This window comes from Paenibacillus sp. FSL R10-2788, from assembly GCF_038003885.1.
Lineage (GTDB): Bacteria > Bacillota > Bacilli > Paenibacillales > Paenibacillaceae > Paenibacillus_AQ > Paenibacillus_AQ odorifer.
This window is the reverse complement of record NZ_JBBOQA010000001.1, coordinates 3012093-3038385: the sequence shown is the minus strand read 5'-3', so window position 1 is coordinate 3038385 and position 26293 is coordinate 3012093. Positions and strand designations below refer to the sequence as shown.

Annotated in this window: 31 protein-coding genes; 5 read left to right on the top strand and 26 right to left on the bottom strand. The window is 45.3% G+C overall.

What is annotated here, in order from left to right; genetic code table 11:
• Nucleotides 1-126: 126 nt before the first annotated feature.
• From NSQ50_RS13440 to NSQ50_RS13405, 8 genes are all read right to left on the bottom strand, one after another.
• Nucleotides 127-360, bottom strand: coding sequence for an acyl carrier protein (locus NSQ50_RS13440; protein ID WP_036686493.1), 234 nt, complete (start codon nt 358-360; stop codon nt 127-129).
• A gap of 125 nt (nt 361-485) precedes the next feature.
• Complete coding sequence (gene fabG / locus NSQ50_RS13435) at nt 486-1235, bottom strand: 3-oxoacyl-[acyl-carrier-protein] reductase (RefSeq protein ID WP_036686492.1); 750 nt, start codon at nt 1233-1235, stop codon at nt 486-488.
• Between the two features lie 54 nt (nt 1236-1289).
• On the bottom strand, nt 1290-2213 hold the full coding sequence (fabD, locus tag NSQ50_RS13430; protein ID WP_076224162.1) for an ACP S-malonyltransferase: 924 nt from the start codon (nt 2211-2213) through the stop codon (nt 1290-1292).
• A 21-nt stretch (nt 2214-2234) separates the two neighbouring features.
• Nucleotides 2235-3224 (bottom strand): beta-ketoacyl-ACP synthase III, encoded by a 990-nt coding sequence (locus tag NSQ50_RS13425; protein WP_139329841.1) that lies wholly within the window; start codon nt 3222-3224, stop codon nt 2235-2237.
• A gap of 8 nt (nt 3225-3232) precedes the next feature.
• A complete protein-coding gene (plsX, locus tag NSQ50_RS13420; RefSeq protein ID WP_038570599.1) occupies nt 3233-4222 on the bottom strand; it encodes a phosphate acyltransferase PlsX in 990 nt (329 codons plus the stop codon).
• Nucleotides 4206-4802, bottom strand: coding sequence for a transcription factor FapR (gene fapR / locus NSQ50_RS13415; protein ID WP_036686484.1), 597 nt, complete (start codon nt 4800-4802; stop codon nt 4206-4208). Before fapR ends, plsX begins: the two co-directional genes overlap by 17 nt.
• 358 nt (nt 4803-5160) lie before the next feature.
• Complete coding sequence (gene rpmF, locus NSQ50_RS13410) at nt 5161-5334, bottom strand: 50S ribosomal protein L32 (protein ID WP_019911234.1); 174 nt, start codon at nt 5332-5334, stop codon at nt 5161-5163.
• 69 nt (nt 5335-5403) lie between these two features.
• Complete coding sequence (locus tag NSQ50_RS13405) at nt 5404-5916, bottom strand: YceD family protein (RefSeq protein WP_036686482.1); 513 nt, start codon at nt 5914-5916, stop codon at nt 5404-5406.
• A 209-nt stretch (nt 5917-6125) separates the two neighbouring features.
• Here NSQ50_RS13405 and NSQ50_RS13400 point away from each other — a divergent pair, with 209 nt between their 5' ends.
• On the top strand, nt 6126-7364 hold the full coding sequence (locus NSQ50_RS13400; protein ID WP_036686480.1) for a nucleotidyltransferase: 1239 nt from the start codon (nt 6126-6128) through the stop codon (nt 7362-7364).
• Here the strand turns inward: NSQ50_RS13400 and NSQ50_RS13395 are convergent.
• Nucleotides 7354-8391: a SepM family pheromone-processing serine protease gene (locus tag NSQ50_RS13395; protein WP_036686478.1), complete on the bottom strand. Its 1038-nt coding sequence runs from the start codon at nt 8389-8391 to the stop codon at nt 7354-7356. The two genes, NSQ50_RS13400 and NSQ50_RS13395, sit on opposite strands and share 11 nt — an antisense overlap.
• 152 nt (nt 8392-8543) lie before the next feature.
• On the opposite strand from NSQ50_RS13395, the gene NSQ50_RS13390 reads away from it, so the two are divergent.
• Nucleotides 8544-9770, top strand: coding sequence for a nucleoside recognition domain-containing protein (locus tag NSQ50_RS13390; protein WP_051491461.1), 1227 nt, complete (start codon nt 8544-8546; stop codon nt 9768-9770).
• On the opposite strand, the gene coaD is transcribed toward NSQ50_RS13390, so the two are convergent.
• The 11 genes from coaD to nirB form a co-directional block, all read right to left on the bottom strand.
• Nucleotides 9748-10260, bottom strand: coding sequence for a pantetheine-phosphate adenylyltransferase (coaD, locus tag NSQ50_RS13385; RefSeq protein ID WP_036686476.1), 513 nt, complete (start codon nt 10258-10260; stop codon nt 9748-9750). The two genes, NSQ50_RS13390 and coaD, sit on opposite strands and share 23 nt — an antisense overlap.
• Complete coding sequence (gene rsmD, locus NSQ50_RS13380) at nt 10244-10852, bottom strand: 16S rRNA (guanine(966)-N(2))-methyltransferase RsmD (RefSeq protein ID WP_036686473.1); 609 nt, start codon at nt 10850-10852, stop codon at nt 10244-10246. Before rsmD ends, coaD begins: the two co-directional genes overlap by 17 nt.
• Nucleotides 10853-11215: 363 nt before the next feature.
• Nucleotides 11216-12172 (bottom strand): alpha/beta hydrolase, encoded by a 957-nt coding sequence (locus tag NSQ50_RS13375; RefSeq protein WP_036686471.1) that lies wholly within the window; start codon nt 12170-12172, stop codon nt 11216-11218.
• A gap of 228 nt (nt 12173-12400) precedes the next feature.
• Nucleotides 12401-12505, bottom strand: coding sequence for a sporulation protein YjcZ (locus tag NSQ50_RS13370; RefSeq protein WP_080742482.1), 105 nt, complete (start codon nt 12503-12505; stop codon nt 12401-12403).
• Nucleotides 12506-12628: 123 nt separating this feature from the next.
• On the bottom strand, nt 12629-13051 hold the full coding sequence (locus NSQ50_RS13365; RefSeq protein WP_036686469.1) for a hypothetical protein: 423 nt from the start codon (nt 13049-13051) through the stop codon (nt 12629-12631).
• Between the two features lie 112 nt (nt 13052-13163).
• Entirely contained in the window at nt 13164-13448 is a 285-nt protein-coding gene (locus NSQ50_RS13360) for a holin (protein ID WP_036686468.1), read from the bottom strand.
• A 20-nt stretch (nt 13449-13468) separates the two neighbouring features.
• Entirely contained in the window at nt 13469-14278 is an 810-nt protein-coding gene (locus NSQ50_RS13355; protein WP_036686466.1) for a glycoside hydrolase family 73 protein, read from the bottom strand.
• Between the two features lie 437 nt (nt 14279-14715).
• Complete coding sequence (gene cobA, locus NSQ50_RS13350) at nt 14716-15483, bottom strand: uroporphyrinogen-III C-methyltransferase (protein ID WP_036686464.1); 768 nt, start codon at nt 15481-15483, stop codon at nt 14716-14718.
• On the bottom strand, nt 15480-16355 hold the full coding sequence (locus NSQ50_RS13345; protein ID WP_036686462.1) for a formate/nitrite transporter family protein: 876 nt from the start codon (nt 16353-16355) through the stop codon (nt 15480-15482). The genes cobA and NSQ50_RS13345 overlap by 4 nt, the downstream gene beginning before the upstream one ends.
• A gap of 28 nt (nt 16356-16383) precedes the next feature.
• Nucleotides 16384-16704 carry a nitrite reductase small subunit NirD gene (gene nirD / locus NSQ50_RS13340; RefSeq protein WP_036686460.1) on the bottom strand — a complete coding sequence of 107 codons (321 nt, stop codon included), beginning with the start codon at nt 16702-16704 and terminating at the stop codon, nt 16384-16386.
• A gap of 10 nt (nt 16705-16714) precedes the next feature.
• On the bottom strand, nt 16715-19144 hold the full coding sequence (gene nirB / locus NSQ50_RS13335) for a nitrite reductase large subunit NirB (RefSeq protein ID WP_036686458.1): 2430 nt from the start codon (nt 19142-19144) through the stop codon (nt 16715-16717).
• A gap of 280 nt (nt 19145-19424) precedes the next feature.
• Here nirB and NSQ50_RS13330 point away from each other — a divergent pair, with 280 nt between their 5' ends.
• Entirely contained in the window at nt 19425-20021 is a 597-nt protein-coding gene (locus NSQ50_RS13330; RefSeq protein WP_036686455.1) for an ANTAR domain-containing response regulator, read from the top strand.
• 9 nt (nt 20022-20030) lie between these two features.
• Nucleotides 20031-21086, top strand: a complete 1056-nt coding sequence (locus NSQ50_RS13325; protein WP_076224159.1) for an anthranilate phosphoribosyltransferase — start codon at nt 20031-20033, stop codon at nt 21084-21086.
• Between the two features lie 441 nt (nt 21087-21527).
• Here the strand turns inward: NSQ50_RS13325 and NSQ50_RS13320 are convergent, their stop codons facing one another.
• Nucleotides 21528-22136, bottom strand: coding sequence for a pentapeptide repeat-containing protein (locus tag NSQ50_RS13320; RefSeq protein WP_036686451.1), 609 nt, complete (start codon nt 22134-22136; stop codon nt 21528-21530).
• A gap of 123 nt (nt 22137-22259) precedes the next feature.
• Between NSQ50_RS13320 and NSQ50_RS13315 the strand changes: the two genes are divergently transcribed.
• On the top strand, nt 22260-22640 hold the full coding sequence (locus NSQ50_RS13315) for a PilZ domain-containing protein (RefSeq protein WP_036686449.1): 381 nt from the start codon (nt 22260-22262) through the stop codon (nt 22638-22640).
• 111 nt (nt 22641-22751) lie between these two features.
• Here the strand turns inward: NSQ50_RS13315 and NSQ50_RS13310 are convergent, their stop codons facing one another.
• The 5 genes from NSQ50_RS13310 to NSQ50_RS13290 are packed head-to-tail and all read right to left on the bottom strand — an operon-like array spanning nt 22752 to nt 26261.
• Nucleotides 22752-23480 carry a hypothetical protein gene (locus NSQ50_RS13310; protein WP_036686447.1) on the bottom strand — a complete coding sequence of 243 codons (729 nt, stop codon included), beginning with the start codon at nt 23478-23480 and terminating at the stop codon, nt 22752-22754.
• Entirely contained in the window at nt 23474-24175 is a 702-nt protein-coding gene (locus tag NSQ50_RS13305; protein WP_170914223.1) for an ABC transporter ATP-binding protein, read from the bottom strand. Before NSQ50_RS13305 ends, NSQ50_RS13310 begins: the two co-directional genes overlap by 7 nt.
• A gap of 13 nt (nt 24176-24188) precedes the next feature.
• Nucleotides 24189-24563 carry a GntR family transcriptional regulator gene (locus tag NSQ50_RS13300; RefSeq protein WP_036686443.1) on the bottom strand — a complete coding sequence of 125 codons (375 nt, stop codon included), beginning with the start codon at nt 24561-24563 and terminating at the stop codon, nt 24189-24191.
• A gap of 2 nt (nt 24564-24565) precedes the next feature.
• The gene (locus NSQ50_RS13295) at nt 24566-25312 is read right to left on the bottom strand and encodes an ABC transporter permease (RefSeq protein WP_038570578.1); all 747 of its coding nucleotides are present in this window, start codon (nt 25310-25312) and stop codon (nt 24566-24568) included.
• Nucleotides 25305-26261, bottom strand: a complete 957-nt coding sequence (locus NSQ50_RS13290; protein WP_256717060.1) for an ABC transporter ATP-binding protein — start codon at nt 26259-26261, stop codon at nt 25305-25307. Before NSQ50_RS13290 ends, NSQ50_RS13295 begins: the two co-directional genes overlap by 8 nt.
• Nucleotides 26262-26293 lie beyond the last annotated feature (32 nt).

Genomic DNA, 26293 nt, shown 5'->3' with positions numbered 1-26293 from the left:
AACCATCCTGCGGTTCTGTTATATCCCTTATATAGTTGCTCAAGGCAACCTTTGATTCCTCTTTAATGCTCTATAAATGAGGAGAAGTCCCGCCCTAGCAGGAACGGGACTCTCAATCATATGACTCTAGGTATGAGATTGTATGTACTTCACAACTTCACCCACGGTCGTAATCGTCTCTGCATCTTCATCAGAGATTTCCATATCGAATTCATCTTCCAATTCCATAACCAATTCTACTACATCAAGAGAATCAGCACCTAAATCATCTTTGAAAGACGCTTCTAATGTTACCTCAGCTTCATCGGCACCTAAGCGGTCGATGACAATGCGTTTTACACGCTCTAATACATCGGACATCCGGTTCACCTCCTCTTTTGGTATTATACGAGATATGAGTTCAAAATACCATAGAGCGTCAAAAACGCTTTCTTTATCCCTCACATTTCAGCATTAAAACAGTGTAATTTCTCCTTGACGGAGAGTTACATATACATCCCGCCATCCACGTGTAGTGTCTGGCCGGTCATATACGCAGCGCCTTCAGAGGCCAGGAAGACTACAGCCATAGCAATCTCTTCAGGGCGCCCCAGACGAGCAAGTGGAATGCCCTTCTCAAGCTCACTGCGCACTTCCTCAGAGAGCTCACGCGTCATATCTGTATCAATGAAGCCAGGAGCGATACAGTTCACCGTGATCCCCCGTGAGGAAAGCTCACGAGCCGATGCCTTCGTTAAACCGATGACACCTGCCTTAGCTGCGGAGTAATTAGCTTGTCCAGGATTTCCTGTTACACCTACTACGGAAGAAATATTGATAATTCGCCCGTAGCGTTGCTTCATCATAGGGCGTGTAGCTGCCTTTAGGCAGTTAAACACCCCTTTTAGATTCGTTTCGATCACTTGATCGAACTCTTCTTCTTTCATGCGCATAATCAGGTTGTCTCTGGTAATGCCGGCATTATTGACAACAATGTCAATACGTCCCCAGGTATTCAGAACCTCTTTGACAAGGTTCTCGGCCTGTTCACTATTGCCGACATCGCCACGAAGGGCAATACCCTCCGAGCCAAGCTCGACAATCCGAGCTACGGTCTCTTGTGCGGCTGCTTCACTGCCCGCATAGTTCACGGCCACCTTCACGCCATGTTCCGCGAGAGCAAGTGCAATACTGCGGCCGATGCCGCGAGAGCCACCAGTTACAAGGGCCGTTTGACCCCGCAATGCTGAGAACATCATTTATTCCCCCTTCGATCATATTGCTATTGATAAACAATGTTTGAACGTATCTTACAAGACAGCTTGCACACTTTCTAGCGTGTTAATGTTGATTACTTTGACCGTTTTGTCTATTTTGCGGATCAGACCTGCCAGAACACTGCCAGAACCAATTTCCACAAAAGTATCCACACCATCAGCAATCAGCCATTCAATACTGTCTTGCCAGAGCACAGGGGAGTACACCTGGCGGACAAGCAGTTCACGGATTTCTTCAGGATCCGTTACAGGTGCTGCGGTAACATTGACAATAACAGGTACAGCCGGAGCATTAAAAGTAACACTCTTCAGCTCGTCTGCCAAGCGGTCTGCCGCAGCCTTCATCATCGAAGAGTGAAAAGGTCCACTTACTTCCAGCGGAATAGCCCGCTTTCCGCCTGCTTCCTTAACACGCTGCACAACACCGTTAACCCCGGCTTGTGAACCAGAAACAACAATCTGTCCCGGGCAGTTCACATTCGCCAGTTCTACCACGCCGCTCTCCTCGGATACGCTCCGGCATAATTCTGCCAGAGCATCCCGCTCCGCACCAAGCACTGCAGCCATAGCTCCCTGTCCACCTGGAACAGCTTCCTCCATAAAACGACCGCGTAAACGCACAAATCTTACAGCATCTTCATAGGACAATACGCCTGCCGCAACCAGTGCGCTGTATTCTCCTAGGCTATGACCAGCTACATAATCCGGCTTCATCCCTTGATCACGTAATGCTTCCAGATAAGCCACACTTGCTGTTAGCAGAGCTGGTTGCGTATTTACGGTCTGTTTCAAATCACTGTCAGGTCCTTCAAAAATCAGCTGGCTCAGTGGAAATCCGAGCACCTCATCACCTTTTTCGAATACCGCGCGGCTGTGCGGAAGAGCTTCATATACATCTCTACCCATTCCAACTGCCTGTGCACCCTGACCGGGAAAGACAAATGCGATTTTACTCATAAGTAAGAACTCCTTCCTCTATTACCAGATCAATACGGACGCGCCCCAAGTCAAGCCACCGCCGAATCCAACCATCAGAACCGTGTCGCCTTCCTTCATGCGTCCTTCTTCCGCTGCTTCAACTAGAGCTAAAGGAATAGAAGCTGCTGATGTATTAGCATATTTATCAACATTGATTACACATTTCTCCGGTGGCAGGTCAAGCCGCTGCATAGCGGATTGAATGATACGAATATTCGCTTGGTGCGGTACGAACAAATCAATATCTTCTTTACCTAATCCGGCTTTAGTAAGCACACGTTCTGTAGCTGAGCCCATAACACGAACGGCAAACTTAAACACTTCACGGCCATTCATATAGATAAAATGTTTCTTGTCTTCAACCGTCTGCTGAGATGCAGGCAAGCGCGAGCCCCCAGCTTCCAGCTTAAGCAAGTTTCCTCCAGAACCTTCAGCACCCAGATCGAAGGATTGGAAACCGCGTCCCTCTGGAACCTCACCGATGATTACTGCTCCTGCACCATCGCCAAACAGTACACAGGTGTTACGATCCGTATAATCAGTGATGCGGGATAAAGTGTCCGCACCAATTATGAGTGCATTATTGTACATTCCGTTCTGAATAAAGCCAACCGCAGTAGCTAGGCTGTATACAAAACCAGAGCAGGCTGCTGACAAGTCAAATGCCGCAGCACCTTTTGCTCCAAGTTTATCCTGCAAAATGCAGGCTGTGGAAGGAAAGGAGCTATCAGGGGTTACCGTTGCAATAATAATAAGATCCAGATCTTCGGCTTTCATGCCTGCAGAATCCAAAGCTTTAAGTGCAGCTTCATAGGCTAAATCAGAAGTTGCCTCATGTGGTGCAGCGATATGTCTTTCACGGATCCCTGTCCGACTGACGATCCATTCATCGTTAGTCTCCACTATTTTTTCTAGATCACTGTTTGTTAAAATTTTCTCAGGTACATATTTACCCGTACCGATAATCCCAACCGGCCGCAACTGTTTCATTTCGTCACTCACTTCCCGCTAATTTCCTTGGATATACTTGGCACAAGATCGGCTTGCAGAGCAATCCGCGCTTGTCTTACCGCATTTTTAACCGCATTTCCGTCTGAAGATCCGTGCCCCTTAACTACCAATCCGCTAAGACCAAGCAGCGGTGCACCACCATGCTCTTTGTAATCCATCTTGCCCTTCAGGGCTCTAAGCTCCGGCATCAGCATAGCCGCTCCAAGCTTAGTTTTCAGAGAACGACTGAATTGCTCCTTCAGCAAAGAGAACAATGCACCTGCTGTACCCTCAAGCGACTTCAATAGGATATTACCAGCAAATCCATCGCAGACAAGCACATCGCAGTTTCCTGTCAGTACGTCGCGTGCCTCAACATTACCGATAAAATGAATGCCTGGCAAGTTCTCCAGCAGTGGATAGGCTTCTTTGGTCAGCTCGTTGCCTTTCCCAGGCTCCGTTCCTACATTTAGAAGTCCAACCCGCGGCTTAGCAATACCGTGCACTTTATTCCGATAAATGCTGCCCATCAGCGCATATTGCACCAGATGTTCAGGTTTCGCATCCATGTTAGCACCAAGGTCAAGCGCAAGCACGCCAACATCATCCAGCGTCGGAATCATAGGTGCCAGCGCAGGACGTTCAATCCCCTGCATACGGCCCACTACGAGTAACCCTGTAGTCATAAGCGCCCCTGTGTTACCTGACGAAATCATAGCATCTGCTTCGCCCTCACGCACCATACGTCCAGCTACAACCATGGATGAATCTTTTTTGCGGCGAACCGCCTTAACCGGCTCTTCATCAGAACCAATAACATCTCCTGCATGCCGCACACTCAGGTTGGACGGCTTGTCCTTCAGCAGCGGCTCTAGTCTGGCTTCGTCACCTACGAGCACAATCTGCGTATCTTTCCATTCCGCGGCCGCGGACAACGCCCCCTCGACATTACATTCAGGAGCGTTGTCCCCGCCCATGGCATCAATGGCGATCAGCACTACGGTTACCCCCTTCACTATACTCTTCATTAGCGGAACGATACACTATAAAGTGGCCTTGAAATACCAATTCTTCTCCGACATAGGTGAATACGTCCACCTCTGCTTTGCCACCTCTGCCTGCAAGTGACCGCACTTGAGCTTTAGCAATGCACTTCTCACCAAGCAGAACCATACGAACAAAGCGTATGTCGGCTGAAGCAGTCAAGGCAATTTCATCGTTAATCACAGCAACCGCAAGCGAGTTGGCTTGAGCAAACACGTAGTGGCCACGGGCGATCCCATTTCTGGAAAAGACATGATCCTCACGAATTTCAAAGATCGAAATCCCGCTCTTATCGAGCTGTAAATCCACAATATCTCCGATCACTTCATCCGCAGGCAAAGAGCGCACCTGATCATAGGAATGCTCTGCCATTTGTTTCATTCTTTCACGCAGTTCTGGTATTCCCAGCTCCATCCGGTCTAACCGAATCGTCTGAATGCTCACCTTCAGCTGACGAGTCAACTCCCGATCAGTCACAAAAGGATTGCCTGCAATTATATGTAGCAGCTGTTGCTGACGTTCTTTCTTGGACATCCGCTCGATAGCGGCTCACCTCCTGGCACATGCCAAGCGTAAACGCCTTCGGCGTCCTAATAAGGACGGTAAGCGTTTAAGCGAGAAATATAAGACATAAAGTATAGGTGCATAACTTATACTTCCTTATATTTTAAAGAAAGCATCCGGCCTCTTGAATGGCCGCTGTTATATTAGGTCAAACAATCATAAATATTATTTAGAACCAGGTACTAATATGTAGTATAAAGCATGCCGCACCAAAAATAAAGCATTGACTTCTGAGCGGAACATAAAGTATAGGTGCAAACCCTATCTTTATTAGATTTGGACAAAAAAATAGTACCTCACCGAAGTGAAGTACTACTTATTTTTGAAACTATTGTTTGATGATTTCTCTTGCTTTGTAAGTTCCGCAAACTTTGCATACGTGGTGAGCTAGTTTCAACTCTCCGCATTGTTCACATTTCACCATGCCCGGCACAACCAACTTAAAGTGGGTGCGACGTTTGTCACGGCGTGTTTTAGACGTTCTACGTTGTGGTACTGCCATGTGTTCCACCTCCTCGTGATATTTCTGTCAGCCTGCTCCTCAGAGCAGGATGTGTTTTGTTGTAATGTTTCATTTGAAAAAGTCTTTCAACCCAGCGAGTCGAGGATCGATCACTGTGTTGTCGCAACTGCAGGTGCCTTCGTTCAAGTTCTGTCCGCATTTCTGACAAAGACCAAGACAGTCTGCCTTGCACAATACCGAATCCGGTAAGTGCAGTACGAAATTTTCTTCCACATACGGGATAAGATCCACAACCTCATCCTTGACGTAAATGAGATCCTCATCTTCGTCATCATCTGGAAGAACTGGCTGCTTAAGCCACTTGAAAGTCTCAGCAAAAGGAATGTTCAAATCACTTTTGACCTCCGTGAGACAACGTGAACATAACATGTCCACATCTCCACTCAGTTTCCCCACCACGTTCACACAATCGGTTCCCGCGGGCAGCGCTTTAAGGTCTACTGAGAGCGGAGCAACAGTTAGAATATCCTTGCGCCCTTTGACTACCTCGCTGACATCCACAACATCGTGAATATGTAACGGTTCGTCGGCATTCGCTAATTTGCGAAAGTGAATCTGCATACTTATCACTCCCAAACAAACAAAATTTATTATACCTAGTATTCTATACCTTTGTCAACCATTTTCCCTTTATATTGTTTCAGAAAATGCGGTGAATTATGATATAACTATTAGTGTAAATCAAAAGATCAGCTTGTGCTAACAGTATCTCTAGAAATCTACCCTACTAAACTCAATAAATATACCTTACTTATCGGAGGGAAGCCACAGTGACAACGGTTGGAATCATCGCAGAATACAATCCTTTACATAACGGACACGTGCATCACTTCACAGAAGCCAAAAGACTCTCCGGCGCAGAGCGCACCATCGTCGTCATGAGTGGTCCCTTTACCCAGCGCGGCGAGCCGGCGGCGGTTAGCAAGCAGGCCCGGACAGAGATGGCGCTGCATATGGGCGCCGACCTCGTCATTGAGCTGCCGGTGGCCTATGCCGTCCAGCCAGCCGAGTGGTTCGCGTTCGGAGCAGTTGCACTGCTGGAAGCGACCGGGGTCGTGGACAGCTTGTGCTTCGGCTCCGAAGCCGGCACTTTGGGCTCGCTGCTCCCGCTGGCCAGATATCTGGCTGAGGAAAGTAGCGAGCTTCAGAGCGAGATCCGCCGCCGCATGGCGCTCGGAGCAAGCTTTCCCGCCGCCTACAGCGCAGCGGCGGCGGTGGCCTTTGAAGGGACTCTCCCGGAAACGGAGAGTCCCGGAGATGCAGGCGAGCTGCTACGCCAGCCGAATAACAGCCTTGGCCTGCATTATCTTATCGCCTTGCAGCGGCTGCACAGCAAGATAATGCCACTAACCGTTCCGCGCACGGCAGCAGGCTTCCATGATCCATTACAAGCCGACTCTTCTATTGCAAGTGCGACGGCCATCCGCAAGCTGCTGCAAGAAGGTGGCTCTCCTGCTGCTTATATGCCGGATTATAGCGTGTCCATTTTGGAAAGAGAGCATGCAGCCGGAAGGGGTCCTCTGAGCTTAGAGAGCTTCAATATCCCTCTCCGCCATCTGCTGTCTACCCATACCGCTGCCGAGTTACAAGCAATCCACGATATGAATGAAGGCTTGGAAAACCGGATACTGCGGCTTTTACCTGAGTTGGAGCAATTCTCTGTTTCAGGCCTGCTTCACACCCTTAAGAGTAAGCGCTACACGCATACACGGCTCCAACGGCTGCTGCTACATGTTCTGTTAAATCATTCTAAAAAAGAAATGACCCCTTCCATACTAGCAGAGGGGCCCGGATATATTCGCATTCTTGGTTTTAGAGAAAGCGGACGAGCACTGCTTAAAGAGATGAAACAAAAAGCTACGTTGCCCATCGTCATGCGCCCGTCCCTTTGTTCCCATCCGCAGCTTGAGCGAGATCTTCAAGCCGCTTCCGCTTTCGCGGGAGCTTTTAAGGAACCCCGCAGAATTGATATGTACCGCGATTATTTGGAACCTCCGGTCATGGTTTGACCGGCAGTTCCTCCATATACTTCAGCGCCTCATCCAGCGTAGATACAGGCACCAGCTTCATAGATGTGCCGATTTTATCAGCTTTTGCTTTGGCTTCGTCATAATTCTTAACAGGCACGAAAAAAATCTCCGCCCCTTCTCGGTCCGCAGCCACGATCTTGTGTTTCACTCCACCGATAGCACCTACCACACCCTCAGCGTTAATCGTACCCGTCCCTGCAACCCTATGGCCTTTAGTTAAATCACCAGAAGTAAGGCGATTGTAAATTTCCATAGTGAACATTAGCCCTGCCGAAGGTCCGCCAACATTTGTATCTACAAAACTGACAGCTTTCCCTGCTTCTTTTGGTTTTACTTTTTGAACGGCGGCAATAGTGACTCCAAAACCAGGTCGAACGGCCGCGCCCTCTTTATCCTTTATTTCAACCAGCGTCACTTGTTCTTTAACTTCCTTGCCATTTCTTTGCAAAACAACAGCGACTTGATCTCCGATTTTTTTAGTGGAGAGCAGTTTAGACAGTGCTTCAGGATCGGGCACTTTTTGTCCTTCTACGCTAATGATTTTATCACCCGGCAGAAATTGTCCCTTATTACTTTCTACAGGAACCGAAAAGACGTAGAGATAATCCACTACATCCTCATATGGAATTCCCGCTGCATGATAAGCGGCCTGAACAGAATAAGACTGTGAGCTATTCATGTAAAAAACCTGCTCCGCAGCATATTCGTCTTCTGACTTATCCCCTAGCCGGGTTTCTTTTCGCACAACCTCTGAATTGGAATTAAAAGCAGAGGCGACCAATAAGGCCACATTAGCATAACTAGCAGACACCGTAGTCATCATAAACGTTCCTTCTTCAGCCGGATCGGCATTCTCCACCTTAATCATAGGGGCAACTTCAGATGCACTGCCTGGCTGATATACGATGTACGGGGTGTTCATAAAGACAAATACATACACGATAACTACAAACGTAAACAGATAAGCTGTGGCGCGGAAACCCGGCCGATGCTTCAGTTGCTTCACTGCTCTTCCCTTCTTTCCCGCGGCACATTTAGGATATGAATGATTGAACTTCATTACCGCTTCGACTAGTGGTTTGGCATGATGGTTGTCTACTCTGCATAAATTGATAACACATCGTCCATGCCTTAAGTTATGAAGAGGTGATCTGAGAAATGAAAAATATTCAAATACGCCGACTAGCTACACGCTCCACACCATTTATACCCGGGATTATGGCAATCCTGATAGCCATTGCAATTATTATCTCACCGGAGAGCTCCTTTGAGGCTTCACTCCAAGGATTGAAGCTTTGGTGGACACTCGTATTCCCTGCCCTGCTCCCCTTCCTGATGCTGTCAGAGATGCTTACCGCTTCGGGTTTCGTGCATGGTTTTGGAGTGCTTCTGGAGCCATTGATGAAAAAGGTCTTTCGTCTGCCCGGTGCCAGCGGCTGGACCTTGGCACTCGGAATCACAGCCGGATTCCCCGGTGGAGCTGGAGGGGTCATGCAGCTACACAAGCAGAACAGCATCTCTGACAAGGAAGCCGCTCGACTTGCAGCACTTACACACTTCGCCAGCCCAGTAACCATGCTTATAGTAATTGGCATAGCTTTTCTACACAGTAATTCAGCAGGTTATTTCCTGCTGGCCATCCATTGGATCTCTGGACTTCTAGCCAGCTATACCGATGCTCTGTTAAAGGGACGGTCAGCGAACACGAAACCAGTTGATAAGATTTCTGCGGACACCAAACGTCCTTCTTTATATAGTCGTGTTCAGCTTGCAGCAACAGATGCCAGAGCAAAAGACGGTCGCAGCTTCGGCAAGCTTCTCGGTGAGTCCGTAGCTAATGCCGTGCAAAGTCTGATGGTCGTGGGCGGTTACATGATTATGTTCGCTGTAGTCATCAATATCATCACTACTGTACTTCCCGCATTGCCAGCTGCTCTGCCAGCAAGCCTACTGGAAATTCATTTAGGCGCCGACGCAATCAGCAAAGGGCTGGAAAGCATTGGAACAGGTCCCTCTAGTATGCTCGGGATAGCTTTGCTGTCTGCTGCACTGGGCTGGAGCGGACTATGTGCACAACTACAGGTGCTGACCATGCTCAAACAAGCCAGAGTCAGATTTCTACCCTACGCTACGGTTCGTCTGATGCATGGACTTTATGCTTTTCTGTTAACTTTATTGCTCTGGAAACCATTGCTGGCTATCCGTAAAGCTGCTTTACCAGCACTTGCAGACTCACGCCCGACTCCAACCGGCACCATGAATGTTACGGACATATGGAGCTCTTTTCCACAGCTGCTAAGTCTGCAAGCACTTCTGCTCATCATACTGTTGGGATTATCTGCTGGAACTTATCTGGTAAGTACTATTCGCCATCGACTCGGTTAAATTTACGCTTCATCGCTTGTTCAACCTCAGGCGTCACAAAATCAGTCACATTCCCGCCGAAATGGGCGATCTCTTTAACAACACTGGAACTTAAGTAGGAATATTTCGGATTAGTCATCATAAAAATCGTTTCCGCATCGGGATCCAGGCTATGGTTGATCGATGCGTTTTGCAGCTCATATTCAAAGTCAGTAACGGTACGGATACCCCGAACTATGACCTGAGCATCTTTTTGACGAACATAATTCACTAACAGATCACGGAAGCTGTCAATTTCCACATTGGGAATATCAGCGGTTGCCTGTCTTAATAGCTCTGTCCGTTCATCTACAGTAAACAGCGGGTTTTTACTCAAATTATTAAGCACCGTTACAATCAAACGGTCGAATTGCTTGGATGCGCGCCGAATAATATCCATATGTCCCATAGTCACGGGATCAAAGGTACCTGGATAAATGGCAACACGTTCTTTTCTAATTTGCTGACTCATTCTCTACCTCCTCACCAGCTTCACTTTCCTCTGTAGGATTAGCTTCATACTGGTAAATAGAAATTGTCGTTTCTCCGTATACGGCCTGACGCAGCCTATAAAATCCTGGAATATCTTCAGGATAGGCATAACTTGATTCATGCTCCAGAACAATAATCGCGTCCTCTTGCAGCATTCCTTTTTCGACCATCATAAGCATAAGCTCATCCCCGTGCTTCAAGCGATAGGGAGGGTCCAAAAAGACCAAATCAAAAACTTTTCCCCGCTTCTCCAGCGCACCTAGCGCCCTTCCAGCTTCATTACGGTACACCTGCGCTTGTTCTTCCAGCTTGGTAGCCTTCAGATTGGCGCGGATCGTGTCGATACTTTTAGGATCCATATCAACAAATACACCGCTTTCCATCCCTCTGCTTAAGGCTTCGATCCCCAAACCGCCAGTACCGGCGAACAAATCCAGCACCGCTCCACCTTCGAAATATGGGCCTACCATGCTAAATACAGCTTCCTTCACCTTATCGGTCGTAGGCCTTGTCCCACTTCCCGGAACACTCTTCAGTGGCCTTCCTTTTGCACTTCCCGATACCACTCTCACTGTTATTCACCCGCTCTATATCTCTGTTTGTTATGCCCAAAAGGGCATAAGTCCACGCCTATCGTAACACATTTGCGCGATGAAATAAAAAATTTGTCTAGATATGAAATAAGAAGGCGAAACAGCTTATTCAGAGAAATAAGTCATCTTAATGTATAAGATTGGACTTCCAGGGACATCATGTAATTATCGACACCACAAATGTCGTAGACAACCGCGGAGCAGGCTTACGTTTCCCCATAAGCTCTTCGTCCGGTTTCTCCTCTCCCATGAAAGGGGCCCTAGAGATAGGGCCCCGAATTTATGTTTAACGGTTTTATAAACACAAAAAGACTACCCTTTCGGCAGCCTTTTCAGCAGCAACTATTTCACAAATCTTCCGATAAACTCAGAAACTACGCTCTCATACTTAACCGGATCCATGCGGAAAGCTTCTCCGTGACCCGCATTAGGAACGATGTAAAGCTCCTTCTCGACCGGACTATTCTCATATACCGTATGAACCATTTCCGTAGGAACAAAAGTATCATTATCGCCATGAATAAACAGGGTTGGCGTTTTAGATTTCTTCACCTGTTCTAAGGCTGAGGCTTCACCAAAGGAATAACCTGCCCGAATCTTTGTTAGCATACTGGTCGTATCTACAATTGGAAAGGCGGGGAGATGGTACATTCTTTTTAATTGAAAGGTAAGCTCGTCCTTCACTGAGGTATAACCGCAATCTTCCACAATTGCTTTAACATTAGCTGGTAAATCCTCTCCGCTTGTCATCATAACGGTAGCTCCCCCCATGGAAACACCGTGCAGGATGATCTGTGTATCCTCACCATTTGCTTTTAGGGCACTCTGAATCCACTTCAGGTAATCCTTACGTTCAGGCCATCCAAATCCGATATAGTCACCGCCACTTTCACCATGTCCTCTGGCATCCGGCAGCAAAATATTATATCCAAGTCTCTCATAATACATTCTGGCATATCCACTCATTTGAGTTGCATTTCCAGCATACCCATGAGCAACAATAACTGTCTTATCGGAATGTTCAGGGGCAGCTAAATAGTACGCTTTAAGCTGTATTCCGTCATCAGAATCTATCTCCCATCTATCAAAGCTCTGGGTATCCCACCACTCTTGGTCTGCCTTCGAGGTATCTTTAGATTGTTCTACCTCTGGACTGGACTGCAGGTCAGGGCTTTCATTTAAGAAATCCTTTGAAGCACGTGCAATAGCAACATGATAGAAATAAAAACTTCCCACAGTCACAACAATGATTAAAAGTACAATAACAGAAGAAATTCCGATCATCATTTTTTTCTTCAAACTAGCTCTCTCCTAAATAAAATTTAACAGTATTAATCTATGTTATCAGACTAAGATACCATGTATATTTGAATATTCAAAATCACAGTATTGTAAACTCATGTTATTCACTACGTGATTAGTATTCTTTTAATTCATTAATTTATATAGCTTTAATGGACACAACATTTACAAAAAAAAGCCCCAAGTCGGCAAAATGCCAACATGGAGCCCTGCTATTTTAGAAATTTAGAACATACATGCACTTGTAATAATTACTAATAAGATGAACAATACTAAGATTGCGCCTGTAGAAGTAAAAGCGCCACCAACCTGACCATATTCAGCACCCATGAGAAGACCTCCTCCGTATTTAGAATACAATATATAATATGTATTTATCCCCCTAGAAGATTGGGCGTACGGTTAAAAAAAAAGACCTCCACTGGGCTACCAGCGAGGTTATGAGCTCAACATCTAATCAGAAACTAAAATACCATCAAAGCTTTCCGGACCCACACGTACTGTACCGAGAAGATTAGAAGATACAAATGCTGTATAAGTGAGCTGAGGTGTAATGGCTGGTAAGAAATCCGCTGCTGAAAAGGTTATTACTTGCGGAGCCAGAAGACTAAGAGAAAAAGTAGAAGTAGCAGAATACACTTTTGGATCAGTAGCCAAGGTTCCTCTTACAATCGTAATTGTGATACCTACTAAAGCTAACGGAAGCGTTACAGATATCGTTCCTTTAAGAAGAACGCGTGGATTGGTAGTCACTCCAGCCGTTAACAACCCAATCTGTCCAAAGAGCTGCGGCGTGTTAAGTACCGTAATAGGAATAGATATAGAGTTGGCGAGGCTGGCATTTTGAGATGTTCTTGCATCAAGGTAAGTTCCCATCGTTGCACCCCCTTTATATATTGGCATACCATAATATATTAGTGTTCTCGATAGAATGCATAGCCACATTACCAGTGTAAAACGATTGTTTTATAAAACTCATAGGCAAAATCTATTTATCATCTTTTTTCGTCCCATCCCTTTTATTAAACGCCAGTTCAAACAACCCGGTCGCTGATAGTCCCGCAAGCCCCCCCGCCCAGAGTCGCAGAATCAGATTCATATCAGTGAACGGATAGGCAACTGCTCCAACCAGCAAGCCAATACCCAACCCCACAACTGGCACAATGTTCCGCGGAAGTTCAATGCTATTCTTCACAAGTTGTACTAGTGCCATTACAAAAACAGCTAGGACTGAAGCAAAGGCAAGCACACTGTTGAGAGCATCGTTATACATGTTTTTTAATCCTCCTTATTTCATTTTTTACTTTCTGTTACAAGTAAACCTGCACGGTTCAGAACCGTTAATATGCGATAGAAATCGTAACTGCCACCCGATGGAGTATCGAGAAGTCCTGCCGCAGTCGCTGTTTTCACAGCCGCCTCAGCCCATGCAGGGACATTCATGACTGCTCGATTTTCAATTAATGCCACCCGATCTCTAAGCTTAGTGATCGACTGCCCCTGTTCTTGCACACCTGTTTTCAGCGTATCCCTGCTAGCTGTAAGAACTGCAATAAGGGCACGCAGTTCCTTTACTTCCGATTCTAGACTAACAAGCTTTTGCTTATCCTCTGCGGACATCTCATCATCTCCTCCCATGGATTTGTCGTCATATTGATACAGATTATAGGTATTCATAATTTGAATCAGCTTAGCTGCATAGTTCGGATCAGTAGCGTAGCCAGCTGCGGCAATCTCTTGTGCGGCCGCCTTGCCACTCGCACCGAGAACCTTGCTGTAAAGGTTGCGATTCCATGAGACTCCATTCACAATCAATTCGGAGTGATCCGCGATAGATTCTCCCCAGTTGTTGTAGGCTCGAAAAGGGGCATTAACTTTAACAGCTTTACCGTTAATATATTCAGTAGTTTGTACAGTAATGCTGCCAGCAGGTCCACTTCCTTTGATCCCAAACAAATTATTCGCTTTCACAGTCAATCCACTGCTGCCCCAGCCTGACTCCAGAGCCGCTTGAGCAATGGTTAACGAAGCGGGAACCTTAGTGAGCTGCATGTCCTTTACAGCAAAATTTGCAATCTTCGCTATAAACTCGCCTTCTGTCATCTCATCACATCCTCTCCATTTATTAAATGCGAGGCATCATAAAATGACTGTGCTTATCCCCTACTAACATTGTGTTTTTACTAGATTCGTATCCGCTATAGGACTCAGCTGACCTTATACGCAGCATTAGCTCACATTTGGAATGTTAACGGACTCCATAGCCGCAATTGGCACCAAAATCACTCAATATCATGCTCTTCATATGGAATAGTGTCACTGGGGTCCGAAACCATGCTCAAATGGTTAAATACATGCTAATAACGTCATCCGGGTCCTTAAGCTTAAGCAGACTGAATATGACTCGGCGGTGTAAAAGCAGCCAAACAACGCTCCAAAAAAGGAGCAGCGGTTCTCCTATTATTGGAGAACCGCTGCTCCTTTATCTTTTCATGACATCGACATCTGCTATCCACTGTGATCAAGCACTTTTCCCGTGTTTAGCTAATTTCCGATCTCACTAATCCCTGTAAATGTATCAGTTGCTCTCTCACCTTCACAACTTCCCCTACTATAATAAGAGCAGGATTTTTAATCTTTGTGGCCACTGCCAGCTTATCGATATTCTCCAGCGTGCCTGTCACTGTTCGTTGGCAAGCAAATGTACCATTCTCAATCAACGCAATCGGTGTTTGGGCATCTTTTCCGTGTATTAAGAGTTGTTCACGAATATGGCTTAATTGACTAACTCCCATATAAATAACAAGAGTATCTACACTATGCGCTAACCGGTTCCATTGTATAGGAGCAACATGCTCAGGGCAGCGACTACCCGTGACGACGGCAAAAGACGCTGCAATACCACGATGTGTCAGGGGAATTCCAGCGGAAGCGGCTACACCGATTGCGGAAGTTATACCCGGAATGACTTCATAAGGAATACCAGCTTGCACGACAGCCAGTGCTTCTTCCCCGCCTCTGCCGAATACGAAGGGGTCTCCACCCTTGAGTCGGACCACTCTATGGCCTTCGCTAGCATATTGAATGAGCAGCCCGTTAATTTTCTCCTGTGACATTGAATGCTGGCCTGGAGATTTACCACAATAGATTACTACTACTCCGGCTTTGGCATAGTTAAGCAATTCTTCATTTACCAAGCGATCATATAAAATAACGTCTGCTTCTTGGATTCGCCGCATTGCTTTTATCGTTATAAGTTCTGGATCTCCCGGTCCCGCTCCAACTATAGCTACGCATCCCGGCTTCATATCGTTTTCTCCAACACAACCTGTTCCAGCACAACAGAATCTCCGCGACCCGTCGATACATCAGACGCAGGAGTTAAGCGACTGCCCTTGAAACTTTTTTGAGAGAGATAGAATAGAATTCCAGTAAACAGAACACCTCCAATAAAATTTCCAAGGAGAACAGGAATGCCGTTCCATAACCACCAGTCACCAAAGCTAACACTCGCTCCCAGCATCATCCCTGCAGGGATCACGAACATATTTACGACGGTGTGCTCAAACCCCTGTCCAAAAAAAGTTAGGATTGGCAGCCACATGGCAATGATTTTACCGGAGGTAGAGCTCGAAGTCATAGCCATAACAGCCCCTAAGGTAACCATCCAGTTACAGAGCATGGCTTTAATAATAACTAACAGCATTCCGTCTCCACCCATATTTTTATAGGCAATGGTCTTGGCCTCACTTGTATTAATGAGGGTTTGAATCATTGGATGACTCATATCTGTGCCCATTTTTGTAATCGTAAGGCCATAAAGAACAGCGTATACCGCACAACCGAGCAGATGTCCGAATATAACCCATAAATAGTTGTTCAACATCCGCTTCGTTGTTGTCTTCTTTTCCAGAACCGCCAGAGGGATCAGCGCAAAACTGCCTGTCACTAGCTCTAGACCAAGTAGAATAATCATTACGAACCCTACCGGAAAAATAATAGCTCCTACCATAGGAATCCCGGTCTGCGCCGCAGCTGTAAATGCAAGTGTAGTAGCACAAGCCAGAATCGCTCCACCCAGACTACCTCTCACCAATAACTGCAGGATAGATAACTCTGCTTTGTTCTTGCCGCTTTCAATCATAGCGTTCAGCACTTCACGTGGTTTGATATAATCCATGATTAATCCCCCTTCAACGGTCTTTTCTTTAAATGGTTACATAGATCGAACCACTATTAGGATCAATTTCTACATCAAATGTAACAACACAGCCTTTATCTGGCTCCATAGCAACTCCACTATGCAGGTCAATCTTCCAGTCGTGCAGAGGACAGTGAACCTTCGTACCACATACCATCCCTTCGGATAATGCGCCACCTTTATGAGGACATTTATTCTCTACCGCAAGAACCTCACCATCTGAAAGTCGAAATAACGCGATCTCCATGTCATTGACCCTAAAAGTTCGTGAACCCCTTGTATCAATATCAGTTACTTTACCAACGAGCATTTTGGTTATAGTCATCATTAGCCCCCCTTTAAACACTCTCTATTTGTGCAATAGCTTCGAAATTCTTACGTAGTTCTGGCTCATTCACAATTTGTTTCCAAGGATCAGTAGTGAGCCCCAGCACTGTCTCAATTCGTTCTTTGAGCGCCAAGCGCTCCTCCTGACTTTCAAGAGCTTTCTTTATATTGTCTACCCCTACTCGTTCAACCCAGTGTGCAGTTCTCTCATTCCAGCCGGCCTGCTCACGGTAATATTGTAAGAACGCACTTGCCCATTCGACTACCTCTTCTTCAGTCTTCACCACACATAGAAGATCCGTGGCCCGCACATGTACCCCTCCATTCCCACCAATATGCAGTTCCCATCCACCATCTATCGCCACAACACCAAAATCTTTAATCGTCGCTTCCGCACAATTACGAGGACATCCGGAAACCGCAAGTTTCACTTTACCCGGCGCATTCAGGCGTTCGAATTGTTTTTCCAGTGTAATCCCCATACTGATCGCATCCTGAGTGCCAAATCGGCAGAAGGTAGACCCCACACAGGTCTTCACTGTACGTAACGTTTTGCCATAAGCATGCCCGGAAGGCATATCCAGCTCCTCCCACATCTTAGGCAAGTCTTCCTTCTTAACGCCAAGCAAATCTAGTCTTTGTCCTCCAGTAAACTTCACCATAGGAACAGCAAATTTCTCGGCAACCTCTGCAATCTTCTTCAATTCTGCAGGTGAAGTTACCCCCCCATAGATTCGCGGAACCACAGAGTAAGTCCCGTCCTTCTGAATGTTGGCGTGATATCGCTCGTTTGTATAACGAGACTCTTTCTCGTCTATATATTCCTCAGGCCACAACATGCCCAGATAATAGTTCAGCGACGGGCGGCATTTCGCACAACCTTCCTCCTGACTCCACTCCAGAACATTCATCACTTCTTTAACTGTCATTAGCTTCATTCTTTTTATCTCAGAAACAATTTCATCACGGTTCAGCGTTGTACAGCCACATATTCCTTCTTTAACTACGGTGACCGCATCACCTGCATAGAGTTGCAATAACCCTTCTACAAGTGGTTTACAGCCCCCACAGGAAGCGGATGCTTTGGTGCACGCCTTAATTTGCCCTACACTGGTACAGCCTCCAGACTCAATCGCTTCAGCAATAGTCCCCTTCGAAACACCATTACATCCACAAATGATTTCATCTTCCGGCATAACTTCCAACCGATTCCCTTGCGTCGATGAGAACACATCCGCTGAGATTCCTAATAACAGTTCCTTTTCTCTTCCACTAATATTTTCTTTATTCTTAATTATCGAGAACAAGTGAGCACCGTCGCTGGTATCACCAAATAGTACTGCCCCGATTAACATGTCATCTTGTATAACTAGCTTTTTGTAGACTCCTTCTATTTCATCCTGATATCGCAGCGCCCTGGACCCGTCCGGCTCGGTGAATTGTCCTGCTGAGAATACATCAACACCAGATACTTTCAGCTTGGTAGAAGTTACAGAACCCATGTATCCTTCAACCTTAACTCCAGCCAGCCTTTTTGCTAATACGGCACCTTGTTCATATAAAGGAGCTACCAGACCATAAGCGATTCCTCGGTGCTCGGCACATTCCCCCAGAGCAAAGATACCGGGGATATTCGTCTCCATATAATCATTTACGATAATTCCGCGGTTGATCTGCACACCACTTTTCTTTGCCAATTCAACATTTGGTTTAATCCCAACTGCCATGACAATAAGATCCGCATCGGCTGTGCTACCATCTGTGAATAGTAAACCTCTTACTCTCTTCTTACCTAAAATCGCCTCGGACTGCTTATGGAGCAGAAATCTCATTCCTTGAGCTTCCAGCTCTCTTCTGAGCATTACTGATGCAGCTTCGTCCAGCTGGCGCTCCATAATATAATCGTGGATATGCACTACAGTGACTTCCATTCCCAGATGTAACAGACCTCTAGCCGCTTCCAGCCCTAGCAGGCCTGCACCGATGACAATCGCCTTTTTATAAGATCCTGCAGTCTCCTGCATGATCTGGCAATCCTTAATATCACGAAAAGCAATGACCCCTTCTTTATCCGCACCCGGTATCGGCAACATAAAGGGATTCGATCCTGTAGCTAGGATTAACTCATCGTATTCGGCAGTGATCCCCTTATCGGAATATACCTTTCGACTCTCACTGTCTATTGAAGTCACCGTATGTCCCATATACAACTTAATACCTTGGCTGTGATACCACTCCAGATCATTGATGATGATCTCACTCATATTCGCTCCACCAGCAAGAACGGAAGATAACATGATCCGGTTATAGTTAGGATAAGGTTCCGAACCAAAGATGGTAATCTCATACCCCTCAGGATTTAATTTGAGCAAATGTTCAATCGTACGAACCCCCGCCATTCCATTGCCGACTAACACCAGTTTCTTGCGCGCAGCTATCATCTATATCTCTCCTCTCCGTTTGGAAAACCCAAAAAGCCCGCTCCACTCCACACGGAAACTTACATTTCCATTGCGATAAGTGAAAGCAGGCGCCATTGCCGCTTCAGTCGAATACACCGTTGTATTCGTGAATGATTAATTTGTTAAACCGACTATACAACAGGAATCAGAGAACGTCAACAATTATGACATATAAAATTTAAAAATCTTAAATTCGTCGACAACCCATCGTTTCTGTGTTATATAAAATAACATAACGATTAAGAAAGGGCGTCGAACTATGCATTCCCTGTTGATTATTCAGAATAGCACGACAGAGAAGGACACAGCCGAGCGCTCAAATAGTAAAACGGATGCCATTCTCCGTTCCTCCGGATATATTGTCACAGTAGCCGTTACACAAGAAGAAGCTGTGGCACGGATCAAAGACGCTGATGCTTCCATACTCCATTTACCCATCACAGAGATCAATAGCTGGGGTACTTTACTAATGAGTCATAAGATTGCACCAATCCTTTGGTGGTGTACTGACGAAACAGCCACACTTTCACTTGCTGCATGTGAAGATAATATCATGGTGGATGGTGTATTATCGCCTTCCATGCTCTCACAGGAGATCCATTGGATCCTTCATTTCAGTGCCAAGCAATGTTTCGAAAGACAACAATGGCGTAAAGAGCGAGAACAGCTGCATGCTCGAATCGAAGAACGGAAATGGATTGATATGGCTAAAGGTATCCTGTCCAAGGTCAAGAATATTTCCGAATCTGAAGCTTATGATCTTCTCCGTAAACAAGCAATGAATGAACGTAAACGTATGGTTGATGTAGCTACTTCAATCGTTAGAGTCTATCAATTACTGCAAGATCAAACCTAAGGGGGGAATATACCTATGATCAACATTTTAAAAGAAGTCGCCCGAGGCAAAAGAGGCGCCCGAGATTTAAATTATGAAGAGTCTACATATGCCGCAGAATCTATACTCGGACGAACAGCATCTCCTGCTCAGATTGGAGCCTTTCTGGCTGCTGAGCGGATTAAGCTAGAAAGCGTAGAAGAACTTGAAGCTTTCGTCTACGTTTTACGTAAATATGCGCATCGCGAACCCCTTTTTGCGGAAGGTCTTGATTGCGCCGGACCCTATGATGGTAGAAAATCCTCATTCATCGCAACTTTTCCCACTGCATTTCTATTGTCCGCGGCCGGACTGCCAGTCACACTACACGGTACTGCTTCTCTGCCTCCTAAATGGGGAATCACTTTACAAGATATCATCTATCAATCTGGGATTGAGAAAACTGCGCTAGAACGTACAAAAGCCATTTCAGCTGCTAACAAGAGTAATGTACTATTTGCCGATGCTGAAGAATGGTGCCCTCCTCTAGGCGACCTTCGCAGCATCCGTGAGGAAATTGGTATGAGAACCTTATTCAACACCGCCGAGAAGCTGATTGACTACGCCTGCTCTCCTTTTATTATCTTCGGGATATACCATAATACAGTCTTTGACCGATTATCTAGATTACTCATAAAGCTTGGTTATCAAAAGGCGTTAATTGTCCAAGGGGTGGAAGGCTCCGAGGATCTTTTCATCGACCGACCTACCCGCGTTTACACTGTCGAGAACGGTGTGGCGGCTCTTGATATTATTGATCCGGAAGGATTTGGTTTGGATACAATTGTTCCTGAAGTCCATTGGACACCACATCAACAGCTAATGACAGCTGAGGCAGTTCTACAGGGCGGCGGTCACATGGCTTTCTATAATCAAACTCTGCTGAACGGTGCAGCAAGATTACATCTAGCTGGAAAAGTCAACTCTATCGAGGAAGGGCTGTATACCTGCAAAAGCTTATTGGATAATGGTGAAGCTTGGAGCGTATATGTGAAATGGAGGGGTGCACTTCTCGGTAGCACAAGCGGTGCCTTAGGTCCTGCATAATGCATTATCACCTCATTTTACCCGGACAATATGTAATTATTAGTAAATCTAGCTTGTGAATCCCGTAGAATTAGCGTAATATATAGTAATAATTTACTATATAGGAGGGTCTAACAGACTATGCCTTCATATTATTTTAAAGAAGTATGGACACCCTTACGCTGGGTAGGTATAAAGTTTTTTCGTGATGATGATGGATTCTTATGGATCAAATGGTGGGCAAAACCCAGAAAACGGTTACGTTAACGCATAATATTTCATATGCAATAATACATAGGTTCAGCAGTGAGTTAATTATAATAATCTGCGTTTGCCACCACCTCCGCTCTAAGCATTGGTTTGCTAGCGGAGGTCTTTAGGCATCTTTCCTGATGAAATCCTTCAAATTCAATTAAAAAGAGCACCCATCGCTAAAGTACTAGCAACTGATGCCCCTATTTACTAATTCCCTACTTTTGCCCCAAATGAACGTGCCAAGAGTACCGCCTGTTCCATATCCATCCGCACTCCCTGTAGATCCAGACTCTTTAAATCAATGCCTTCAACAATCGCTTCCCGCATATCCGCTCCCTTAAGCTTGCATTGAGACAATTGTACACGGCTCAAATCCGCTCCACGCAAGTCACTTTTTTGCAAATTACAGCCCATTAAATCCGCTTCTGTAAATCGAATCCCCCGCAGATCCTGTCTGCTTAGATTGGTATGTCTAAGGTTCGTGTACGACCAGTCCCCTCCAAGCAGCGAGATTCCGTCCAAATAAGCGTTTGAGAAATCCGATCCTACCATCTTGCAATCTTCAAATTTAGATACAAACAGGTTCGCTCCCGTAAATTTACAATTGGTAAAAGCTGAACCTTTATGGTGAGACGCATTAAGCATGGCTCCTGTAAAATCACAATCAATAAATCGACAGCCAATAGAGTTCATCTCTTCCATAGAAGTGCCTTTGAAGGAGCATTGCTCGAATGTGCAGTTGTTTAACTCACCATCCTGCAAGCTTCCTTGGTCAAAATTGTGATTACGGAACGTTTCATTAAGGTATTGGTACATATAAGTCTCATCACCTTCATCAGTATTAAAAAAATTAATTCTTAATTAAAAATAGCACTTTAGTAGATTGTTCTCAACATTCCCTTTCGATATAATAGCAAATAAACAATGGGGAGGTAAATTATGGATGTGTCCAGCAGGAAAGAACCATTCCGTTATGTTATGAACCATCCGCTTGAATGCTGGATTGAAGTTCCGCTTAACAATTCCGGTCCAGGTGCTGGAAAGTTAACAGAGGCTGTATTACTCGATCTTAGCCGTTCGGGTTGTAAAGTACGCACCCCTTTGAATCTTCGATTCACGGCAAGAGATACCAGGCTTATTATTCATCTTCGATTAAATGAAGAGAAGCTTCAGCTCTTATGCAGCGCCCGTTGGGGTTGGATGTTTGGACTTGGCCAATATCAATATGGAGTTAAATTCCGCTTGGACGAGAATGAGGAAGACCGCCTAATAAGAGAGCTTGAGACATGGACCGCCACCCTTCGGGTTGAAGGTCTGTAGAACTTACCATAACAGATGCCCTTCACTTAGAAGGACGTCTTTTTTTTGCACAAAAACGAAGACAAAGCTAAATCGCTCTGCCTCCGTTCTAAAAACTATTCCGCCATGTGGTTAGGCGTCCACTCTTTTTTTAACGAGCTTGATGATGACTGCTATAAGGAGAACTGCTATCACCGCTTCAAATAGAAGAGGAGCTAGATTCAAATGACCCTGTGTAAGCTGTATCCCACTTCGGGTATCGGTCTCAGCTATGACCTCGAACTGGAATACACTTTCCCAAGCAGTGAAGTTACTATTGAAAATCAAATATTCCAAATAGGATATTCCATTCTGTAACAAATACGCAGTGGCCAGCCCAATCCATACTCGCCCCTTAAATTTCATACTTCGCGCAACCGTAATGGAGACCATCAAGGTAAGCATGATATAACCGGCAAACCAATATGCCTGCAAAAGAACTAACAATCCCACTGTCCAGAAATTCTCTGGAAGAACTAATGTGGAATACATCGAGAGATACACGCCTAAATGCATCAAAGCTATTAAAATAATACCCAGCAGCAGAGCTAAAAAAAGTACTAACGGAGAAAGGACTGTGTTCAGGGTTCTTACGGGCAATAGGCGACGATTATAGGAATTTATATTGTTAAAAAAGGTTCGTGCTGCCATGACAAGAAAGATCAGCCCTGCGATGACATAAGTTAATCCGTTCAAAATAAACCTTTCATAGTCATGTAATTTAGTGAACCCCAACCCGATCTGCGCCAGAATTATGATTACAAAAACAGCAAGGAACTTATCCCTATCTCGTCTAAAATCGTACTTCACTAGCTTTAGCATTCTGCGTACACCTCTCTGAACAGTTCATCTATGCTTTTGCCTTGGCGAAGCCGGATATCCTCTACCGCCGTATGCATCACAATTTCTCCCTCTTTTATAAAAATCACATCATCAAAGATCCGCTCAATATCCGATACTAAATGGGTTGATAAGAGAATGGTACTATCCTCTTCATAAAACTCTACCAATGCATTAAGAATTTTTGTTCTAGCTACCGGATCTACACCACCAATGGGTTCATCCAACAAATAAAGGCTAGCTCGGCGTGATAGAGCAAGTGTAAGCTGTAAACGTTCATTCATCCCTTTGGACAGATCCTTTACCTTATCTTGCGGACTTAGCTTCATAAACTCCAACATTCGCGAGGCTTTAGTCAGATCAAAATCAGGATAGAAGTCAGTTTGGAACTTTAGAGCATCAGAAACACTCATCCAAGATTCTGTAAGCGGCTTATCAGGCATAAACGATACCACCGCTTTACTTTCTGTTCCTACAGAACCCCCAATGACCGATACACGACCGGTCGTAGGCTGTGACAGCCCGGCGATGATTTTCATAAGTGTACTTTTGCCGCTGCCGTTACTGCCTAACAGTCCCGTGATCTTACCCGCACTCAGATTAAAGGATACCTCGCGGAGGGCATGCTTGGAACTATATTTTTTTGTAACTTCATGAACCTCAAGTATATTTTCCAACTTGCGTATCCCCCTATTCTCCATCCTTATTGCGGATATTCTCCGCCACCGCCGCTAAAATATCTTCGCCTTGAAAGCCAAGATCCTGCATACCACGAATGAAACGATCCAGCACATCTTTTGCCATTTCTTTTTTGATAGTCAGGATAGTACCTTCATTACTTGTGACGTATCTTCCCATTCCACGCCGGGTTTCCACGATTTCTTCACGCTCCAGTTCCTGAAAAGTTCTTTGCACCGTATTCGGATTAATCTGCAGCTCACTGGCAAGTTCTCGTACCGAGAGAATTTTATCACCCGGTTTCAGCTTGCCTGTGACGATTTCACCTTTGATGTAATTCATGATCTGGATATAAATCGGCAGGTTGTTATCGAATTCGATTGTCATGATTAAGCAACATCCCTTCGTCTAAAGACGGAGAAACCTATGAGAAGAAAGACAACTGTGTATAAGGCAAGCATCACGATGGAAAAGGTCAGCGTCATTCCAGGCATAGGTGCTCCTCCACCTTCATAAGCAGCTAAATTTAAGTTAGGAAACAGAACATATTTGTAAAAATCACGAGAAATAATCAATTTGTCTATCATTAGCGCAAACATAGTAGCCCCAATCGTTACCCCAGTTGAAGTGGTTAATACCCCCAGCATAAAAGCAAGTGTTCCATACACAACCGTACTAACGAGATTATACAATAGGTTTGTAAGCATCTCACTCATACCCGCTTCTCCACCACTTAGTCCAAACCACAAAGCTCCTGTTCCAAAAACGGCTATGCCTCCGATGACGGTCAAAGTCAAAGCATACAACAGTACAACCACATATTTGGATGCGAGGATTGCTGTACGGCTTCTGGCGCGGATAAGCAGGAACTTAATGGTTCCTTGACTATACTCTTTTGAGACAATACCTGCTGTTCCGATGATCGCAAGAATTGTAATCACTTGGCCAATCCCTTGGGAAAGCAGCATCATAGCTGAAAAATCATAAGCTGATTCAAACATGTCAGGTGAAACAGAATGAACAATATAACCTAATAGCAGGGATAATAGAATTAATATCACATATGGCACAATAAATGTGCGTTTCTTTGAAATCTTGAGCCATTCATTAACAATAAGATTATTGAAGTTACGCAATGCGGTTTCCTCCTGTCCATTTCAAGAAATCTTCCTCAAGACTCTGTTTATTCTCCGTAATCCGGAAAATTCCCACACCTTCATCACTAAAAGCAGATACAAGCTCCGGTACTCTGCTATCAAGCAGACTTACTATCACTTCAGAACGAGCGCTGTCCATGGAGGCCAATTCCGCATAATCTAAACGCTCCAAGAGGTTTATCGCCGCTTCAACCGATCCTACACGGATGGTTAGCTTTACTTGTGCGGTTGCTTCCTGCTCTTCACCAATCGCAGTTACGGTTACCAGCTTACCATTCTGGATTACGATAGCCCGATGGCATATTTGTTCAATTTCAGTGAGCAAGTGGCTGGAAATTAGAATAGAGATGCCTTCCACTTCGGCGATGGTACGCATATAATCACGCATTTCCCGTATTCCAGCCGGATCAAGTCCGTTCGTAGGCTCATCTAAAATCAATAACTTGGGCCGATTGAGTAGCGCCTGAGCAATCCCTAGACGTTGGCGCATGCCCAGCGAATAAGCCTTTACTTTTTTATTCATCGCTTCTTGAAGTCCTACCAGTTCTACAACCTCATCTATTCTGCCAGCCTCAATATTATCCGTCATTCTTTGGTACTGCTTCAGATTATCAAGTCCAGTCATATACGGATAAAACTCTGGATTCTCAATTATCGCACCGATATGGCCAATCGCCTGCTTAAAATCATTCCTTACACTGTGACCTTGGATAATCACATCGCCTTCACTCATCCGTATTAAACCCGTCATCATTCGAATCGTTGTGGTCTTACCTGCACCGTTTGGACCTAACAACCCAACAATTTCACCCTTACGGATATCAAATGTCAGCTTATCCACAATCGGTCTTCCTTTGATAATCTTACTTACCTCATTCATTTGCAGAACGACTGAATCTTTCATCTCTACACCACTCCTCTGTTTCATGCGGATCCTCCCTGCCAACTAATGTATTGTTC

Bases quoted from the DNA above. Each gene is read 5' to 3' on its own strand.
- NSQ50_RS13440 (WP_036686493.1), bottom strand. From the start codon at position 360: ATGTCCGATGTATTAGAGCGTGTAAAACGCATTGTCATCGACCGCTTA.
- fabG (WP_036686492.1), bottom strand. From the start codon at position 1,235: ATGTTCTCAGCATTGCGGGGTCAAACGGCCCTTGTAACTGGTGGCTCT.
- fabD (WP_076224162.1), bottom strand. From the start codon at position 2,213: ATGAGTAAAATCGCATTTGTCTTTCCCGGTCAGGGTGCACAGGCAGTT.
- NSQ50_RS13425 (WP_139329841.1), bottom strand. From the start codon at position 3,224: ATGAAACAGTTGCGGCCGGTTGGGATTATCGGTACGGGTAAATATGTA.
- fapR (WP_036686484.1), bottom strand. From the start codon at position 4,802: ATGTCCAAGAAAGAACGTCAGCAACAGCTGCTACATATAATTGCAGGC.
- rpmF (WP_019911234.1), bottom strand. From the start codon at position 5,334: ATGGCAGTACCACAACGTAGAACGTCTAAAACACGCCGTGACAAACGT.
- NSQ50_RS13405 (WP_036686482.1), bottom strand. From the start codon at position 5,916: ATGCAGATTCACTTTCGCAAATTAGCGAATGCCGACGAACCGTTACAT.
- NSQ50_RS13390 (WP_051491461.1), top strand. From the start codon at position 8,544: ATGAAAAATATTCAAATACGCCGACTAGCTACACGCTCCACACCATTT.
- coaD (WP_036686476.1), bottom strand. From the start codon at position 10,260: ATGAGTCAGCAAATTAGAAAAGAACGTGTTGCCATTTATCCAGGTACC.
- NSQ50_RS13370 (WP_080742482.1), bottom strand. From the start codon at position 12,505: ATGGGTGCTGAATATGGTCAGGTTGGTGGCGCTTTTACTTCTACAGGC.
- NSQ50_RS13365 (WP_036686469.1), bottom strand. From the start codon at position 13,051: ATGGGAACTTACCTTGATGCAAGAACATCTCAAAATGCCAGCCTCGCC.
- NSQ50_RS13360 (WP_036686468.1), bottom strand. From the start codon at position 13,448: ATGTATAACGATGCTCTCAACAGTGTGCTTGCCTTTGCTTCAGTCCTA.
- NSQ50_RS13355 (WP_036686466.1), bottom strand. From the start codon at position 14,278: ATGACAGAAGGCGAGTTTATAGCGAAGATTGCAAATTTTGCTGTAAAG.
- cobA (WP_036686464.1), bottom strand. From the start codon at position 15,483: ATGAAGCCGGGATGCGTAGCTATAGTTGGAGCGGGACCGGGAGATCCA.
- NSQ50_RS13345 (WP_036686462.1), bottom strand. From the start codon at position 16,355: ATGGATTATATCAAACCACGTGAAGTGCTGAACGCTATGATTGAAAGC.
- nirD (WP_036686460.1), bottom strand. From the start codon at position 16,704: ATGATGACTATAACCAAAATGCTCGTTGGTAAAGTAACTGATATTGAT.
- nirB (WP_036686458.1), bottom strand. From the start codon at position 19,144: ATGATAGCTGCGCGCAAGAAACTGGTGTTAGTCGGCAATGGAATGGCG.
- NSQ50_RS13330 (WP_036686455.1), top strand. From the start codon at position 19,425: ATGCATTCCCTGTTGATTATTCAGAATAGCACGACAGAGAAGGACACA.
- NSQ50_RS13320 (WP_036686451.1), bottom strand. From the start codon at position 22,136: ATGTACCAATACCTTAATGAAACGTTCCGTAATCACAATTTTGACCAA.
- NSQ50_RS13315 (WP_036686449.1), top strand. From the start codon at position 22,260: ATGGATGTGTCCAGCAGGAAAGAACCATTCCGTTATGTTATGAACCAT.
- NSQ50_RS13310 (WP_036686447.1), bottom strand. From the start codon at position 23,480: ATGCTAAAGCTAGTGAAGTACGATTTTAGACGAGATAGGGATAAGTTC.
- NSQ50_RS13300 (WP_036686443.1), bottom strand. From the start codon at position 24,563: ATGACAATCGAATTCGATAACAACCTGCCGATTTATATCCAGATCATG.
- NSQ50_RS13290 (WP_256717060.1), bottom strand. From the start codon at position 26,261: ATGAAACAGAGGAGTGGTGTAGAGATGAAAGATTCAGTCGTTCTGCAA.